Raw genomic sequence first — 14,006 nt, 5'->3', positions numbered from 1 at the left:
GTTTCGTTGGAATGCCGGGCGCACAGGCCCGGCAGCACCCTTAGCCGGCGCTGCGCCGCGAGTGTCCGGCCTGACTGGCAGGCTCGGAGTCAGTCACGTCGGCGACTTCTGCCTGGACTTCCTTCACGATGTCGCTGTGGCCGCCGAGCTGTTCGAGTTCGTGGGCGAGTTCGGCCAGTTCGGCGCCGCCGGCCATCTGGGCGGTCAGCTCGTCGATGGTGATGTCCTTCTTCTCGTAATAGCCGATCGACTTGCCGCGTTTGAGCAGCAGGAACCGGTCCCCGACCGGGAAGGCGTGGTGCGGGTTGTGGGTGATGAAGATGACCCCGAGCCCGCGGTCACGGGCCTGCAGGATGTACCGCAGGACGACGCCGGACTGCTTCACGCCCAGCGCGGCGGTGGGTTCGTCCAGGATCAGGACCTTCGCGCCGAAGTACACGGCCCGTGCGATCGCCACACACTGGCGTTCACCGCCGGAGAGCTGCCCGATGGGCTGCTCAACATCGCGCAGGTCGATGCCCATGTCTGCCAGTTCCTTCTTGGTGATGTCCCTCATCTGCTGGACGTCCATGCGGCGGAACGGCCCGGCGCCCTTGGTGAGTTCGGAGCCGAGGAAGAAGTTCCGCCAGATCGGCATCAGGGGGACCACGGCCAGATCCTGGTACACGGTGGCGATGCCGGCATCGAGCGCCTCACGCGGGGAACTGAACTTCCTTTCCTCCCCCATGATCTGCAGCACGCCCGCGTCATGCTGGTGCAGGCCGGCGATGATCTTGATCAGCGTGGACTTGCCCGCGCCGTTGTCCCCCAGCACGCAGGTGACACGGCCGTTGTCCACGGCCATGGTCACATCGCTCAGGGCGATGACGTTCCCGTAGTGCTTGCCCACGTTCTCCAGGGAGAGCAGGTGCACCGGGGTGTGGGTCAGCGGGTCTTTTTCGTCTTTCAGCAGCGTCTGCTGGTCGATCTGGTGTGCATTCATTGGTCCGGGCCCTTTACTTCAGTTCCGCGCGGCGCTTGACGATCAGGTTGACGATGGTGGCCAGCAGCAGCATCAGGCCCAGGAAGAACTTGAACCAGTCCGGGTTCCACTGCGCGTACACGATGCCCTTGTTGGCCATGCCGAAGATGAACGCACCGATCGCACCGCCGACGGCCGAACCGTACCCGCCGGTGAGCAGGCACCCGCCGATCACCGCGGCGATGATGTAGAGGAACTCGTTGCCCACGCCCTCACCGGACTGCACGGTGTTGAACGCGAACAGGTTGTGCATGCCCAGGATCCAGCCGCAGAACCCCACGGCCATGAACAATCCGATCTTGGTCTTGGTCACCGGCACACCCACGGCGCGGGCGGCGTTCGCGTCGCCGCCGGCCGCGAAAATCCAGTTGCCCACCCGCGTGCGCAGCAGCACCCACGACGCCACAGCCACCAGGGCAATCCAGATGAACACCGTGACATTGACTTCGATGCCTGCGATGTTGACGCTGGAGGCGAAGATCGCCCGGGCTGCCGCAAATCCCTCGATGTCCGAGACGGAAGGGGTTGCAACCGCTCCGCCGATCAGGCGGGTCAGGCCAAGGTTCAGGCCGGCAAGCATCAGGAAGGTCGCGAGGGTGACGATGAAGCTGGGCAGCTTGGTCTTGATCAGGATCCACCCGTTCAGGAACCCGATGCCCAGGGAAACGACCAGGGCGAAGGCCACCCCGATCCAGATATTCATGCTGAAGTACCAGCTGAACATGGATGCCGCCAGGGCAGACGTAATGACGGCGACGCCGGTGGAAAGGTCGAACTCGCCGCCGATCATCAGCAGGGCTACGCCGACGGCCATGATGCCGATCGTGGAACTGCCGTACAGGACGGTGGCCAGCGAGTTCGGCTGCAGGAACACGGGGGCTATCGCGGAAAAGAAAATGAAGAGGACAACCGCTCCGACGAGTGCTCCGATTTCAGGCCGGACGAGCAGTTTCTGAAGGGGGCTCCGTGAGCTGACGCGCTCATCGGGAGCGAAGGTTGTTAGGACAGCATTGGCCATGATGTTGACTCCTTTGCGTGGGGTGCCGGGCCCGGTACCGAATCCGGCACCCCACGGTTATCTCTTGCTGTTTAGCGGATGCCCGACTGGGCGAACTTGGAGACCTCGGCCGCGTTGGTCTTGTCGACGACTGCGGGACCGGTGTAGACCTGCTGGCCGCCTCCGACCTTGAAGCCGCCAATCTTGTTCAGCCAGATGGAGTCGACTGCTCCATAACCCTGGAGGTACGGCTGCTGGTCGACGGTGAACTCGACGCTTCCGTCCTCAACGGCCTTGGCCAGGTCACCGTTCAGGTCGAATGAGGCGACCTTGACCTTGCTTCCGGCTTCCTTCACGGACTTCACGATGGTCAGCGTGAACGGGGCACCGAGTCCGATGATGGCGTCAGCATCCGGAGTGGACTGAAGTTTGGCGGTGACGGTCGAAACCACCGAAGTCATGTCGGCACCATTGACATTGAGGCTTTCGGAGCCGGGCACCTGCTCCTTTACGCCTGCACACCGGTTCTCCAGCCCCACGTGCCCCTGTTCCTGAATCACGCAGATGGGATGCTTGATCCCCTCGGCGGCGAGCCGCTGGCCGACTGTCACGCCGGCGAGCTTGTCGCTCTGGCCGAAGTGGGTGATCGCACCCATGGCCTTGGACTGGTCTTCGCCGGCGTTAAAGCTCACTACCGGAATGCCGGCGTCGACCGCCTTTTTGACGACGTCCTTCAGGGCGTCGGGCTTCGCGAGGGTGACCAGGATCCCGTCGACTTTCTGGTCGATGGCCTGCTGGACCAGCTGCGCCTGGCGGCCGCCTTCAGCGTCGCCGCTGTAGAGCAGCTCCACGTTGTCCTTCTTGGCAGCGCTTTCGGCGCCCTTCCTCACGATGTCCCAGAAGGTATCGCCAGCCGCGGCATGGGTGATCATTGCGACCTTGAGCCGGGCTGTATCGGCCACCTGGCCTGCCCCGCTGCCGGAGGCTGCAGGCTCGGTCTTGCCGCCGGTGCTTGAGCACGCCCCCAGTGCCAGAAGTGGAACGACGGCCAGAGCGGTAATGCCCCGCCGCCAGTTGAACTTTGCCACGTGAAATCTCCTTTGATTCGCGCCATACCCGACCGTGAACTGCTGCTGCTGAACCCTGCCAAGACATGGAGGGAGGACGGGGGCCGGTGGTGTGTGAACGGATGTGATCCACATCATTTTGTGGAACGGTCCAACGGTAGAACGCGCTGCCCGCCTTTGTCAATGGACCGTTCCATCGCAGTAATGGACCGTTCCATCGAACTGTGGTTTTATATGGGGACACCTTGCCGACTCTGGCCACCGACCATCATTTGCTTCAAGGGAGAAACAATGACCACCAAGCCTGCCCCGGAGCTGGTTGCATCCTGCTGGACCAGCGCAGGAAACGCGGCACCCCTGCGGAACCCCGAGACCAGTCCAGTTCCCATCGCTGAGCGGATCGAGGCGATCGCTGCCACCGGCTGGTCAGGATTTGGATTGGCCCACGACGACCTGGCCGCTGCCCGCTCCACCCTCGGCTTCCAAGGGCTGCGAAAGCTGATCGATGACGCCGGGTTCCGTTATGTCGAGGTCGAATTTCTGAGCGACTGGTGGGACGACAGCCTCAGCTATGACTGGCGGCCCAAGTTCGATCTCCTCCTCGATGCCGCCGAGACGCTGGGCGCACGTTTCATCAAACTCGGAACGGCCTTCGGGGACGCGGCGCCGGATCTGGATATGTTCATTGATCCGCTGCGGCGCCTGACTGCAGAAGCAAAGGCAAGAGGCACCAGGATTGCCCTCGAACCCATGGCTTTCTCCGCAGTCCGGTCCATGCCTGCAGCCGCCGACCTGATGCGGTCAGTGGGCATGCCGGAATGCGGCCTGGCGGTGGACTACTGGCATGTCTTCCGTGCCGGCACCACGCTGGAGGAGCTCTCCGAGAGCCTGACCGCAGAGCAGATCTTTGCGGTGGAGCTCAACGACGCGGACGCAGACGTGCGGGGAACACTGTTCGAAGACACCCGGGACAACCGACAGCTGTGCGGGCACGGCGCACAGGACGTCACCGGTTTCATCGCCACGCTGCAGGACCTCGGCTTCGAAGGGCCCTGGGGAGTGGAGATCCTGTCCGAAGAACACCGGTCGCTTCCGGTCCGCGAAGCACTGCGGTTGGCTCGCACCACGGCATTGGACTGCTTTCCAGCATTGAGTAGGCAGCCGGATAACGCCCTGGAAAGTGTCTGAACACCTTGAAAAATCAGCTTCATCTCCAGCACGACTGGGGGCCTGTGGTGGGCGAACTCGTTGAAATCCGCCAGGGCGGGCAGGCAGTCCGCGCGGGACTGGTCGACGGAGTAACCGCGGACGGCGGCATCCTCTGGCTGGCCGCCCAAGGGGCGGAGCCCCGCTCGATGTTCGAACGCTCACAGGGGTTCAGCGTCTGGATCGAATACAAGTGGGAATCAGCCGCCGCACGGTGATACCAAAGCGGACGACGACGGCGGGACGTCCCGCCGTCGTCGTCCGCTTACGGGCCGTATGCTTGCCCGTCAGCTGTCAGTACACTGGGACGCATGACCGAGCAGGAACCGGCCCCGGTCGAGGATGCCGAGGCTCCGACTCTGACCGATCCAGACGCCGTCGATACGTCCTTGCGCAGTCCCGAACAGCGGTCCCGCACGTTCGCCGGAATCCTGGTGAATACCGCGCTGGCCAACGTCACCACCAGCTATCTCTGGTTCGCCCTGACGTTCTGGGTGTACCTGGAGACGCGCAACGTGATCGCCACCGGGGTGGTCGGCGGCGCCTACATGCTCCTGATCGCCCTTTCCAGCATCAGCTTCGGCACCTTCGTGGACCGCTACCGCAAGCTGGCCGTGATGCGCTTCGCTGCCGGCTTCACCCTGGTGATGTTCGTGCTGTCCGGGGTCATGTTCCTCCTGACGCCCGCCGGCCGGATCCTGGACCTGGCCCGGCCCTGGTTCTGGATCTTTACGCTGATCATCCTGGTCGGTGCGGTGGTGGAAAACATGCGCAACATTGCGCTGTCCACCACGGTCACCATCCTCATCGAGCCGGACCGGAGGGCCAACGCCAACGGGCTCGTGGGAATGGTGCAGGGACTGATGTTCATCGTCACCTCTCTGCTCTCCGGGCTGTCCGTCGGGCTGCTGGGCATGGGGTGGACGATCGTCGTCGCCCTGGTACTCACTGCCTTGGCGTTCGCGCACCTGCTCACCCTGCGCATGCCAGAGGAAGTGCGCGCGGCCGCCACGGATGCCCGGGGCGGATTTGATCTGCGCGGTTCACTCGCTGCCGTGCTTGCCATAGCCGGATTGTTCGCGCTCATCCTGTTTTCCACGTTCAACAACTTCATCGGCGGCGTCTACATGGCGCTGATGGATCCGTACGGACTGGAAATGTTCTCCGTGGAGATGTGGGGGGCCGTCTTCGCACTCGGCTCCACCGGCTTCATCGTGGGCGGCGCACTGATCGGCAAATTCGGGCTCGGCGCCAACCCGCTGCGCACCCTGCTCATCGCCGTGGCGGTGATGGGACTCCTCGGTGCGGTGTTCACTCTGCGGGAGTGGGCCTGGCTGTACGTTGCGGGCATCTGGCTGTACCTGGTCCTCATACCGTTCGTGGAGGCCGCCGAGCAGACAGTCATCCAGCAGGTGGTGCCCCTGCCCCGCCAGGGCCGGGTGTTCGGATTCGCCATGGCCTTCGAATCCGCTGCGGCGCCGGTCACCGCATTCCTCATAGCCCCGATCGCCCAGTTCTGGATCATCCCGTATGCGCGGTCCGCCGAGGGCGCCGCCCAACTGGCCCCGCTCCTGGGCGAGGGCACCTCGCGCGGCATCGCCCTGGTATTCCTGGCGGCCGGAGCCATCATGGTCGCGGCGGCGTTGGCCGCTTTTCTGACGCCTGTCTACCGCAGGGTTTCGGCATCGTATGCGCGGGCGGCGGCAGACGCCCCGGGGACTTGATGAGGTGCCCGGGAACGGGATGACGTGCCGGGCCTCCGCAGCAGTCATAAACCGCAAGGCCTAGGTCCGCGGCGTTGATGCAGAGCTACCGGTACCAGCCCACGGCGCGGTCGTAGTTGCACTCCAGCGCGCCCGTACCTTGGTCAGTGCCTCCTCCGGCCGGGAAGTAGATGGCGCCAAAGTTGGCGCCGACCGCTTCGATCCGTCCCTGGGCCCAGATCTGGGCCGCCTCCAGGTCGGTTTCAGGGATGGGTTCCCGCGTGGTGCGGCCCGTCTCGTAGTGGATGTCCAGTTGGTACTCCCCGGGCTGGGACGTCCCGGGATGATTGCGGGGGTCCTGCTCGTCCCGTCGGCTTATGAGCACCTGGGCCGCCGCATGGAGAGTGGACTGTTTGCTCGGTGCGTTGCCTTGCTGCTGCTGTTTAATTCGGAGGCCCGATGCCGCGCTTTCAACGGTATCCTCGGGCGTGACGACGTAGTCTGAGCCGCTAACGTCAGATTCTGAGCCCCCGACACTTTTCAGATGCTGCCCGAAGTGATCGGAGCTGGACTGGATGGGGTTCATGCACCCTCCTTGAGGGTATTCGCGGCGATTGCCGACGGTTCCCACCCTAGACCTACCTCCCGGCCTTCGGACCCTGTGCCGGTGATAATAATGTGCCGGGTTAGGCGCAGCGTGCCTGCGGCGCGTCTATGATGGCGAGCTGGCCGGTTTCGGGGACACCGGGAAACTGCACCTGCGGCGCTTCAACAATGGCCAGCTGGCCGGTTTCGGGGACACCAGGAAACTGCACCTGCGGAGCTTCAGCCGCGGGCGCCGCCGGCTCCTGCGCCGAGCGCATCCGAAGAAGCGCCACCGCGGAAATGAGGAACCAGGCGACATTCGTGACCACGGACGGCCATGCTTCGTGGAATGCACCATTGATAATGAAGGCACACGAACCGAGGAGGTTCGCGGTCTGGAATCCCTTGCCGGCCTTCAGCCAACCCATGGACACAGCCAGGTACGCACTGAGAATGGCAACCGCGCCTGCCCAACCGGAGATTTCCCACAGCAGTTCCATGATGTCCTTTCAGAGTTGCTGCCCGGCCGCCATTCGCTGGGCGGAGTGGAGATGACGGGCGATATGTTTTTGTTTCGCAAGAGGCGCCGTTGCCGAAAAGAACAGGCATCGCCGGATCAGCGTTTGTTCAGCCGTCCGGCAGGGACCTCGTCCCGCTGGACGGTCCGGCCTGTATCCCTTGTGTCTACTTTTAACTGCAATTATGAGGACGGAAAAGCTTTAGATCAATTGCATTCCACTGAAGACATGGTTTAGAACTACTTAACATGGATATCGATCCGCGCCGGCTGCGGGTTCTGCTTGCGGTTGCCCGCACGGGCGGGGTGCTCGCCGCGGCTGACGAACTGGGGATTACGCCGTCTGCCGTGTCCCAGCAGCTCAATAAATTAGAGGACGAGACGGGGCACGCTTTGGTGGTGCGCACACCCAAAGGCTCGGTTTTGACGCCCGCCGGACTGGCCATTGCGGAAGCCGGCGAGGAGATAGAACGCGCACTGAGCGTCGCCCGCGCCCGGATAGAAGGCGGGGCCAAGATCGCAGGGGTCGTGCGAGTGGGCGGATTCACCAGCTTTGTCCGCACGGTGGTGATCCCGCGCCTGCCCGAGTGGCGCATCCAGTACCCGCAACTGCAGATCCGGATGATTGAGGACGACTACCCCGCCTTGATGCGGCTGCTCCGGCAGCGCGCGCTCGACGCCGTCGTGGTCGAACTCGATTCGACGACGCCCGGTCAACGTTCGCTCTCCGCCGGAATGACCGAGGAGCCCCTCCTGGATGAGCCCTGGAAACTGGTCGTACCCGCGGGTGCCCTGCTCACCACCGAGAACATCGACCTTGGCCGGCTGCCGCTGCCGTGGCTCGGCGTCGAGTCCTCAGCCGCCAACGCTTCGGTGCTCGGCCGGCTCCGTGAGTCAACGGGTGCCCAGATGGAGACGGTGCACCAGTACCAGGACACGCTGACCGCTCTCGCGCTGATCGCCGCGGGCGAGGGTGTCGCCATTGTGCCCACCCTGGCGCTGACCGGAGTGGTCCAGGACGGCGTGGACATCCTGGACGTCCCCGGGCTGGGTACGCGACGCATCGTTCTGCGGCGGTTCGACCGGCGACGGTCGGCCAGCATGCCTGTGGACACAGTCGCGCGCCTTCTGCGGGAATCGGCAGCGGCGTTCGACACGCGGTCGACGTCCTGACCGGGGTCTAACCGTCCAGGCGCACACCGCGCAGCAGCACGAGCGTCCCGCCCACCACCACTGCCGAGGCCAGGAAGACTCCTGCCGCGCCAAGCCCGGCCGCCACTACGCCGATGGCGCTGGGCAGCACCACCTGGCCCACTCTGTTGCCGGCCAGCCGCAGGGCCAGCGCCCGGCCGCGCTGCCCCGCCGGCGCCTGCGCTGAAAGCCAGGACATGGTGAGTGGCTGGCCGATCCCGAGCCCCAAGCCCAGCACAGCCATGACCACAAACAGCAGCCAGGCCGGCATGGGAACTGCGGCCGCGGACAGTGCGATTGTGGACAACGCCAGGCTGAACACCAACAACCGCATGCGCCCCAGCTTCCGGGCCATCTGGCCCAACAAGAGCCGGGAAACCATGGAAAACACGGCGCGGGTGGTGAGCATCAGGCCCACCGTCGCCGCGCTGAGCCCGCGCTCGGATCCGAGCGCCGGGAGGTAGACCATGGTCAGGTCCACCACGGCCAGCACGGTGGCGCTGGTGGCCAAAGCCCGCGCGACGCCGGGTGTCTTCAGCGGCGAAACAACACCGCCTGTGCCGCCGGCGCCGTCGCCCACAACGGCTTTCCGTTTGCCGCCGCTGACTTTGGCCGAGACGCCGAAAGTGGTCACGAAAAGCACCAGGCTCATGCAGGCAGAGAGGAAGAAGATGGCCTGGGTGTCGGGGCGGACCGAGGCGCCTCCCACCAGGGAAATCGCCAACGGCCCCAGGGCCTGTCCCAACGATGCCGCGAAGGTCAGGTAGCCGAAGGCAGAGTCCATCCTGGATGAGGCAGCGTTGTTGGCCACCACGGCCTGCTGCCCCACGACGCAGGCAAGTTGGCCGGCACCGAGGAGCGCGGTTCCGATCACCAGAGTCACGATCGATGATCCCCACAGGAGCAGGAAAGCAGAGCAGGCAAGAACGACGCCGGATCCGATCGCCATCAGCCGGCGCTCACCCAGGCGGTCCACCAGTCCGCCCGTGGGGACGGCGAGCAACAGGGGAAAGACGGCGTAGCTGGCCGCGAGGAGACCCAGTGCGAAACCGGGAACGTCCAGCTCGAGCGCCCGGTAGGTGGCGGCCGGGCGGACCAGGAAGGTTACAGCCTGGATCAGGGCGGAATGCGTGAGGAGGGCAGTGGCCGAGCGGCGTCCCAGTTCACCGATCATGGGGTGACGAGGTTGCTGCCCGTGATGGCACGCACCGCCGCGTCCCGGGCTCCCATGACATGGTCGAACGCGAGCTTGGCGGCTTTTTCGGGCTTGCCGGCGGCCACCGCCTCCACCAGGATCCGGTGCTGTGCCAGGGCCTGGTCCCGCCGTTCCTGCGTGCTGTTGGTGAAGTGGCGGTACCGCTCCATCTGGCTGGAGATCTGGCCATGGAACCGCAGGGCCCAGGAATTCCCGGCAATCTCTGCGATTTTTGCATGCAGGGCCATGCCCAGTTTCATGGCTTCATCGGCAAACTGCACCAGGGCGGCGTTGCGCGCAAGGATTCCGTTGAGCGCTTCGATGTCCGCCGCCGTTGCCTTCACGCACGCCTGCCGCGCCATGAGCGATTCCATCGCCGCGCGCACCTCGTACAGCTCGGAAATTGCCGCCTCATCCAGGGCCGGGACCAGCACGCCCCCGGTGGGCTGCTGCTCCAGCAGGTTCTCCGAGATGAGCCTCCGGATTGCCTCGCGCAGCGGCGTACGGCTCACCTGCAGCGCCTCTGCCATTGCCGGTTCGTAAATGCGTGCCCCGGGCTTCAGCTCAAGGGTCAGGATCTGCCGCTTCAGCTCCGTGTAGACAACGTGTGCCCCGGTGTTCCGGGACGGTGAATCTGCCATGTCGTGACCTCCGGCTCCATCATACTTGTATACATCTATACAAGTACTCCTTTCCCGCTCAGGCGGGACAACGTACGTTTCAGTGGAGACCTGACGTCACACAACGCGAAAGCATCCTGCCCCGGACAAGCAACGTCCTACCCTTGACAGGTGACTTTGACTAAGATCCGCACCGCCGCCGCGAGCTCCCTCGCCGCCGCAGGTCTCCTGTTTACCCTCGCCGCTTGTTCCACGCCGGCCGCCACCCAGCCATCTACCTCTGCACCGGTTTCCCCGGCAACGTCTTCATCCAGCGCCGCTTCCGAGCCCTGCGCCGGAGTGAAGGTCATCATCGATTCGGGCGCCCTGAAGCAGAATGCCGCTGATACGTCCGTTTGCGTGCCCGTGGACGCGCCGACCCTCGCCTCCAAGGTGCTCGACGAGGCAAAGGTGAAAACCGAGGGCACCGCCCAATATCCCAAGGAACTTGTGTGCCGCGTGAACGGTGTGCCCGCCGCAGACTTCGACATCGCGCACAAGGGCGGCACGTACCGGGAAGAATGCAAAAAGATGCCAGCCGCCTTTGCCTACTGGGCTCTCTGGGTTAAGCCGGCCTCCGGTGCATGGGCGTACGCCCAGGAAGGCCTCGCCACCCTGAAGGTGAGCCCGGGACAGAGCCTGGAACTGCTCTACACGGTCGACGGCGCACCGGCCGCCCCCGCGGCATGACCTTTCGACCCGCGCCGTTACGTGCAGGGGCGGCTCTCGCCGCCGTATTCATCGCGGCGCGGGTCATCTACCGCATCCTTTTCAACGGGGCGGACATTGGTGACACGGTTCTGCTCAACATACCGGCGATGCCGTTGCCTGCCCCGTACGCCCATGTGGTCCTCCTCGGTCCGGTAACAGCGCCTGGCCTGTGGGAAGCGGTCCTGTCCGCCCTGCCGATTGCCGGGATGATTCTCGGTTTCGGCATCCTCAACGCCTGGGTGGACGTGGCCCGCGGCTTCGTGCACCTGGCCCGCGGCGGCCCCATGCAGGGCATTGCCCGGATGCTCGTGGTGGCTTGGGCGGCCCTTCCGGCGCTCGCCGACGCCGTGGGCTCTGTGCGCCTGGCGTTTCGATTGCGGGGCGAACGGTTCGGACCCCGCGCCCTCGTCCCCGTGCTCGAGCGCACCCTTGAGCACGCGGGCCGGGTCGCCGCCGCCCTGGAGCTGCGCGGCTTCGGGAGCCGGGCAGCACAGGAACCCGGCCCGCACCAACCAAGCCAGGGTACCGAAGCGCCGGTCCTCGTCCGGGATGCACAGTTCCGCATTGGCGACGCGCAGGTGCGCGTCGCCGGGTTCGCGCCGCCGGGCGGGTCAATTGCGGTCATTACCGGGCCGACGGGCTCCGGCAAGTCCACGATCCTGCGAGCCATCGCGGGCCTCCTCTCCCACGTTGACGGCGGAGAAATTTCCGGCACGCTGCGCATCGCCGGAACAGACCGTGCCACCACGCCGCCCCGAGATACCGCCCGCCTCATCGGCGTCGTCCTGCAGAATCCCCGCGCCGCCTTCGCCACCACCCGGGTCCGGGACGAAATCGCCCTCGCCCTTGAGCTGCGCGGCATCGCATCCGGGACCGCCACGGCCCGGGTGCTGGAGGTCGCGGAGAGCATCGGAGTGTCGACGCTGCTGGACCGGAATGTCAGCACCCTCTCCGCGGGTGAGGCAACGCTCGTAGCCATCGCCGCCGCGGTGGTGGAGCAACCGGCCGTGCTCCTGGTTGACGAGCCCCTGGCCGACCTCGACACCGCAGCACGCGGACACGTCATCGCCGTGCTCAGCGCCCTCGCCCGCGAAGCAGGTGTCTGCGTCATTGTGGCTGAGCACCGGGCGGAGCCGCTGGTACCCGTTGCCGACTCTTGGTGGACCCTCGACGACGGCGCCCTGGCGCCAGGTGCTGCCCCATCGCCGCCGTCGGCCCCTGTCATTGCCCGTCCGATGCCGGCCGTTGCCAGCCCGACGCCGGCACCGCCGGAGGAGCACGCGCCCGTGCTGACTGCCGCCAAGCTCGCTGTGCACCGCCAGGGCAAGCCGCTGGTGCGCGAGGCATCCCTGACCCTGCACCGCGGTGAAGTGGTGGCCCTGGTGGGGCCGAACGGAGCTGGAAAATCGTCCCTCCTGGTGGCGCTCGCCCTCGGTGAAGGCGCAGGCAGTGAAGGAACGGTCGACGGCGGTACGGTCGACGGCAGCCGTGTGGCCTTGGTGCCGGACGCCTCGGACGACCTCTTCACACGGGATACCGTCGCAGCAGAGCTCCGCGCGGCCGAGCGGCGCTTGGCCCGCGCTGCGCGTAAGGCAGGGCGGGTGGGCCCGGGCGGCGGCCAGCTTTCCCCACCGTCTGCGGCGTCGCACCTTGTCCGGTTGCGGGGAGACGGCAGCATTCCCATCGGACACGAGCATCCCCGGGACCTCTCCGCAGGAGAGCGCAGGATCCTTGCCATCGCGCTGCAGACCATGGACGATCCCCAGGTACTCCTCATCGATGAGCCCACCCGTGGACTCGATCCTGCGGCTCGCGCAGCAGTCTCGGCGGCGCTGCGGGCCGCAGCGGACGCCGGCGCGGCGGTCCTGATCGCCACCCACGACCACGATTTTGCCCACGGCCTCGGCGCCCGGATCCTCCCGATGCGTGACGGCGTGGCGCCCTCATCCGCAGAAGCCGGCCCGGCCATTGCCGCCACAGTCAGTGTTGCCACAGCGCAGCGCCTCGAAACAGCGGAACGCATCGTTGCACCACGGTTCACCGACCGACGAACAGACATTCCTGCTGGGAAAAAGGCCCGCCGCATCCGGATGCCGCGGGGCGTCGAGCTCGCGATTCTGGCCGCTGCGAATCTTCTGGCGCTCGGCGCATTCTGCTGGCCGCTGCTCGCCGCGGCCCTCCCGGAGGATGCCGCGGCGGCCCTCCCCTACGCGGCGCTGGCCATTGCACCGCTCGCCGTCGTTGCCATCGTGGTATCCCTCGACGGCTCGGTCCGCTCCGCGCACACGGTGGCGTTGCTCGGCGTCCTGGCCGCCGTCGGCTCGGCTGTGCGGGTGGCCAGCACCGGCGTCGGGGGCGTGGAGGCAGTCTTTATCCTGCTGATTTTGGCCGGCCGGGCCTTCGGAGCCCGTTTCGGCATGCTCCTCGGCGCCGCCACCATCGCCGTCTCCAGCGCCTTGTGGAGTGGCATCGGGCCGTGGTCGCCGTTCCAGATCTTCGCGTGTGCGTGGGTGGGCGCGGGGGCCGGCCTGCTCCCCCGCCGGGTGCGCGGAAAAGCCGAGCTGTGGATGCTGTGCGGCTACGGCGTCGTGGCGTCCTACCTGTTCGGCCTGTTGACCAACCTCTGGTTCTGGCCGTTCGCGGTGGGTGCCGGCACCGGGATCTCGTACGTGCCCGGCGCGCCGCTGGGCACCAATCTGTCCAGCTTCCTGCTCTATTCGCTTTTGACGTCGACGGCGGGCTGGGACACCCTGCGTGCCGTCACCACGATCATCGGAATCGCTGTGGTGGGGCGGGCCATTCTCGCCGCCCTCCGGCGGGTGAAGCCGGTCTCCAGCCTGGACAGGCAAGCCGGGCAGGCTCACTCCGCTCAGGCCGGGTACCGGCTTCAGCTCACACCTTAAAGAGCTGCACACAGGTAAGCGGACGACGGCGGGAATCTCCCGCCGTCGTCCGCTTTCCTTTATGTCAGACGTTGGCTTTCCGCTTGAACCAGCCCCACACGGCCGTGGCCAGGAACAGGACCAGGCCGATGAATGCCAGCCACAGCAGGCCCTTCACCACGAAGCCGAGGATCGAAAGGACAAGCCAGATGATAAGCAGTGTGATGATAATTCCCATAGGGGAAGCTTAGGCCTTGCCCCCGCTGAAACAG

At 65.7% G+C, this 14,006-nt stretch carries 14 protein-coding genes; 6 read left to right on the top strand and 8 right to left on the bottom strand.

Going from position 1 to position 14,006, the window contains the following annotated elements; all coding sequences use genetic code 11:
• Window positions 1–40: 40 nt before the first annotated feature.
• The 3 genes from AC57BR_RS17845 to AC57BR_RS17835 form a co-directional block, all read right to left on the bottom strand.
• Entirely contained in the window at window positions 41–982 is a 942-nt protein-coding gene (locus tag AC57BR_RS17845) for an ATP-binding cassette domain-containing protein (RefSeq protein WP_496362937.1), read from the bottom strand.
• Window positions 983–995: 13 nt separating this feature from the next.
• On the bottom strand, window positions 996–2,039 hold the full coding sequence (locus tag AC57BR_RS17840) for an ABC transporter permease (protein ID WP_496362935.1): 1,044 nt from the start codon (window positions 2,037–2,039) through the stop codon (window positions 996–998).
• 71 nt (window positions 2,040–2,110) lie between these two features.
• On the bottom strand, window positions 2,111–3,106 hold the full coding sequence (locus AC57BR_RS17835; protein WP_496362933.1) for a substrate-binding domain-containing protein: 996 nt from the start codon (window positions 3,104–3,106) through the stop codon (window positions 2,111–2,113).
• A gap of 270 nt (window positions 3,107–3,376) precedes the next feature.
• Between AC57BR_RS17835 and AC57BR_RS17830 the strand changes: the two genes are divergently transcribed.
• From AC57BR_RS17830 to AC57BR_RS17820, 3 genes are all read left to right on the top strand, one after another.
• Window positions 3,377–4,273 (top strand): sugar phosphate isomerase/epimerase family protein, encoded by an 897-nt coding sequence (locus AC57BR_RS17830; protein WP_496362931.1) that lies wholly within the window; start codon window positions 3,377–3,379, stop codon window positions 4,271–4,273.
• A 5-nt stretch (window positions 4,274–4,278) separates the two neighbouring features.
• Window positions 4,279–4,509, top strand: coding sequence for a hypothetical protein (locus tag AC57BR_RS17825; RefSeq protein WP_496362929.1), 231 nt, complete (start codon window positions 4,279–4,281; stop codon window positions 4,507–4,509).
• Between the two features lie 93 nt (window positions 4,510–4,602).
• The gene (locus AC57BR_RS17820; protein WP_496362927.1) at window positions 4,603–6,015 is read left to right on the top strand and encodes an MFS transporter; all 1,413 of its coding nucleotides are present in this window, start codon (window positions 4,603–4,605) and stop codon (window positions 6,013–6,015) included.
• A gap of 85 nt (window positions 6,016–6,100) precedes the next feature.
• Here AC57BR_RS17820 and AC57BR_RS17815 read toward each other — a convergent pair whose 3' ends face one another.
• Window positions 6,101–6,580: a hypothetical protein gene (locus AC57BR_RS17815; protein ID WP_496362925.1), complete on the bottom strand. Its 480-nt coding sequence runs from the start codon at window positions 6,578–6,580 to the stop codon at window positions 6,101–6,103.
• A 100-nt stretch (window positions 6,581–6,680) separates the two neighbouring features.
• Window positions 6,681–7,079, bottom strand: a complete 399-nt coding sequence (locus AC57BR_RS17810; protein WP_496362923.1) for a CBU_0592 family membrane protein — start codon at window positions 7,077–7,079, stop codon at window positions 6,681–6,683.
• 266 nt (window positions 7,080–7,345) lie between these two features.
• On the opposite strand from AC57BR_RS17810, the gene AC57BR_RS17805 reads away from it, so the two are divergent.
• Window positions 7,346–8,269 (top strand): LysR family transcriptional regulator, encoded by a 924-nt coding sequence (locus AC57BR_RS17805; RefSeq protein ID WP_496362921.1) that lies wholly within the window; start codon window positions 7,346–7,348, stop codon window positions 8,267–8,269.
• Window positions 8,270–8,276: 7 nt separating this feature from the next.
• Here the strand turns inward: AC57BR_RS17805 and AC57BR_RS17800 are convergent, their stop codons facing one another.
• Both AC57BR_RS17800 and AC57BR_RS17795 read right to left on the bottom strand, forming a co-directional pair.
• Window positions 8,277–9,461 (bottom strand): MFS transporter, encoded by a 1,185-nt coding sequence (locus AC57BR_RS17800; RefSeq protein WP_496362919.1) that lies wholly within the window; start codon window positions 9,459–9,461, stop codon window positions 8,277–8,279.
• The gene (locus AC57BR_RS17795; RefSeq protein WP_496362917.1) at window positions 9,458–10,123 is read right to left on the bottom strand and encodes a GntR family transcriptional regulator; all 666 of its coding nucleotides are present in this window, start codon (window positions 10,121–10,123) and stop codon (window positions 9,458–9,460) included. Before AC57BR_RS17795 ends, AC57BR_RS17800 begins: the two co-directional genes overlap by 4 nt.
• A 150-nt stretch (window positions 10,124–10,273) precedes the next feature.
• On the opposite strand from AC57BR_RS17795, the gene AC57BR_RS17790 reads away from it, so the two are divergent.
• On the top strand, window positions 10,274–10,831 hold the full coding sequence (locus AC57BR_RS17790) for a hypothetical protein (RefSeq protein WP_496362915.1): 558 nt from the start codon (window positions 10,274–10,276) through the stop codon (window positions 10,829–10,831).
• Entirely contained in the window at window positions 10,828–13,755 is a 2,928-nt protein-coding gene (locus AC57BR_RS17785; RefSeq protein WP_496362913.1) for an ATP-binding cassette domain-containing protein, read from the top strand. The genes AC57BR_RS17790 and AC57BR_RS17785 overlap by 4 nt, the downstream gene beginning before the upstream one ends.
• Window positions 13,756–13,819: 64 nt before the next feature.
• Here AC57BR_RS17785 and AC57BR_RS17780 read toward each other — a convergent pair whose 3' ends face one another.
• Entirely contained in the window at window positions 13,820–13,972 is a 153-nt protein-coding gene (locus AC57BR_RS17780) for an LPXTG cell wall anchor domain-containing protein (protein ID WP_496362911.1), read from the bottom strand.
• Window positions 13,973–14,006: the final 34 nt, after the last annotated feature.

This window comes from Arthrobacter sp. BGA-UO-ETr-C19, assembly GCF_059568005.1.
The sequence above is the reverse complement of the archived record's forward strand: the minus strand, read 5'-3'. Positions and strand labels throughout refer to the sequence as shown.

Excerpts from the sequence above, each read along its gene's own strand:
- AC57BR_RS17845 (WP_496362937.1), bottom strand. The coding sequence starts at position 982 with ATGAATGCACACCAGATCGACCAGCAGACGCTGCTGAAAGACGAAAAA.
- AC57BR_RS17840 (WP_496362935.1), bottom strand. The coding sequence starts at position 2,039 with ATGGCCAATGCTGTCCTAACAACCTTCGCTCCCGATGAGCGCGTCAGC.
- AC57BR_RS17830 (WP_496362931.1), top strand. The coding sequence starts at position 3,377 with ATGACCACCAAGCCTGCCCCGGAGCTGGTTGCATCCTGCTGGACCAGC.
- AC57BR_RS17820 (WP_496362927.1), top strand. The coding sequence starts at position 4,603 with ATGACCGAGCAGGAACCGGCCCCGGTCGAGGATGCCGAGGCTCCGACT.
- AC57BR_RS17815 (WP_496362925.1), bottom strand. The coding sequence starts at position 6,580 with ATGAACCCCATCCAGTCCAGCTCCGATCACTTCGGGCAGCATCTGAAA.
- AC57BR_RS17810 (WP_496362923.1), bottom strand. The coding sequence starts at position 7,079 with ATGGAACTGCTGTGGGAAATCTCCGGTTGGGCAGGCGCGGTTGCCATT.
- AC57BR_RS17805 (WP_496362921.1), top strand. The coding sequence starts at position 7,346 with ATGGATATCGATCCGCGCCGGCTGCGGGTTCTGCTTGCGGTTGCCCGC.
- AC57BR_RS17800 (WP_496362919.1), bottom strand. The coding sequence starts at position 9,461 with ATGATCGGTGAACTGGGACGCCGCTCGGCCACTGCCCTCCTCACGCAT.
- AC57BR_RS17795 (WP_496362917.1), bottom strand. The coding sequence starts at position 10,123 with ATGGCAGATTCACCGTCCCGGAACACCGGGGCACACGTTGTCTACACG.
- AC57BR_RS17785 (WP_496362913.1), top strand. The coding sequence starts at position 10,828 with ATGACCTTTCGACCCGCGCCGTTACGTGCAGGGGCGGCTCTCGCCGCC.
- AC57BR_RS17780 (WP_496362911.1), bottom strand. The coding sequence starts at position 13,972 with ATGGGAATTATCATCACACTGCTTATCATCTGGCTTGTCCTTTCGATC.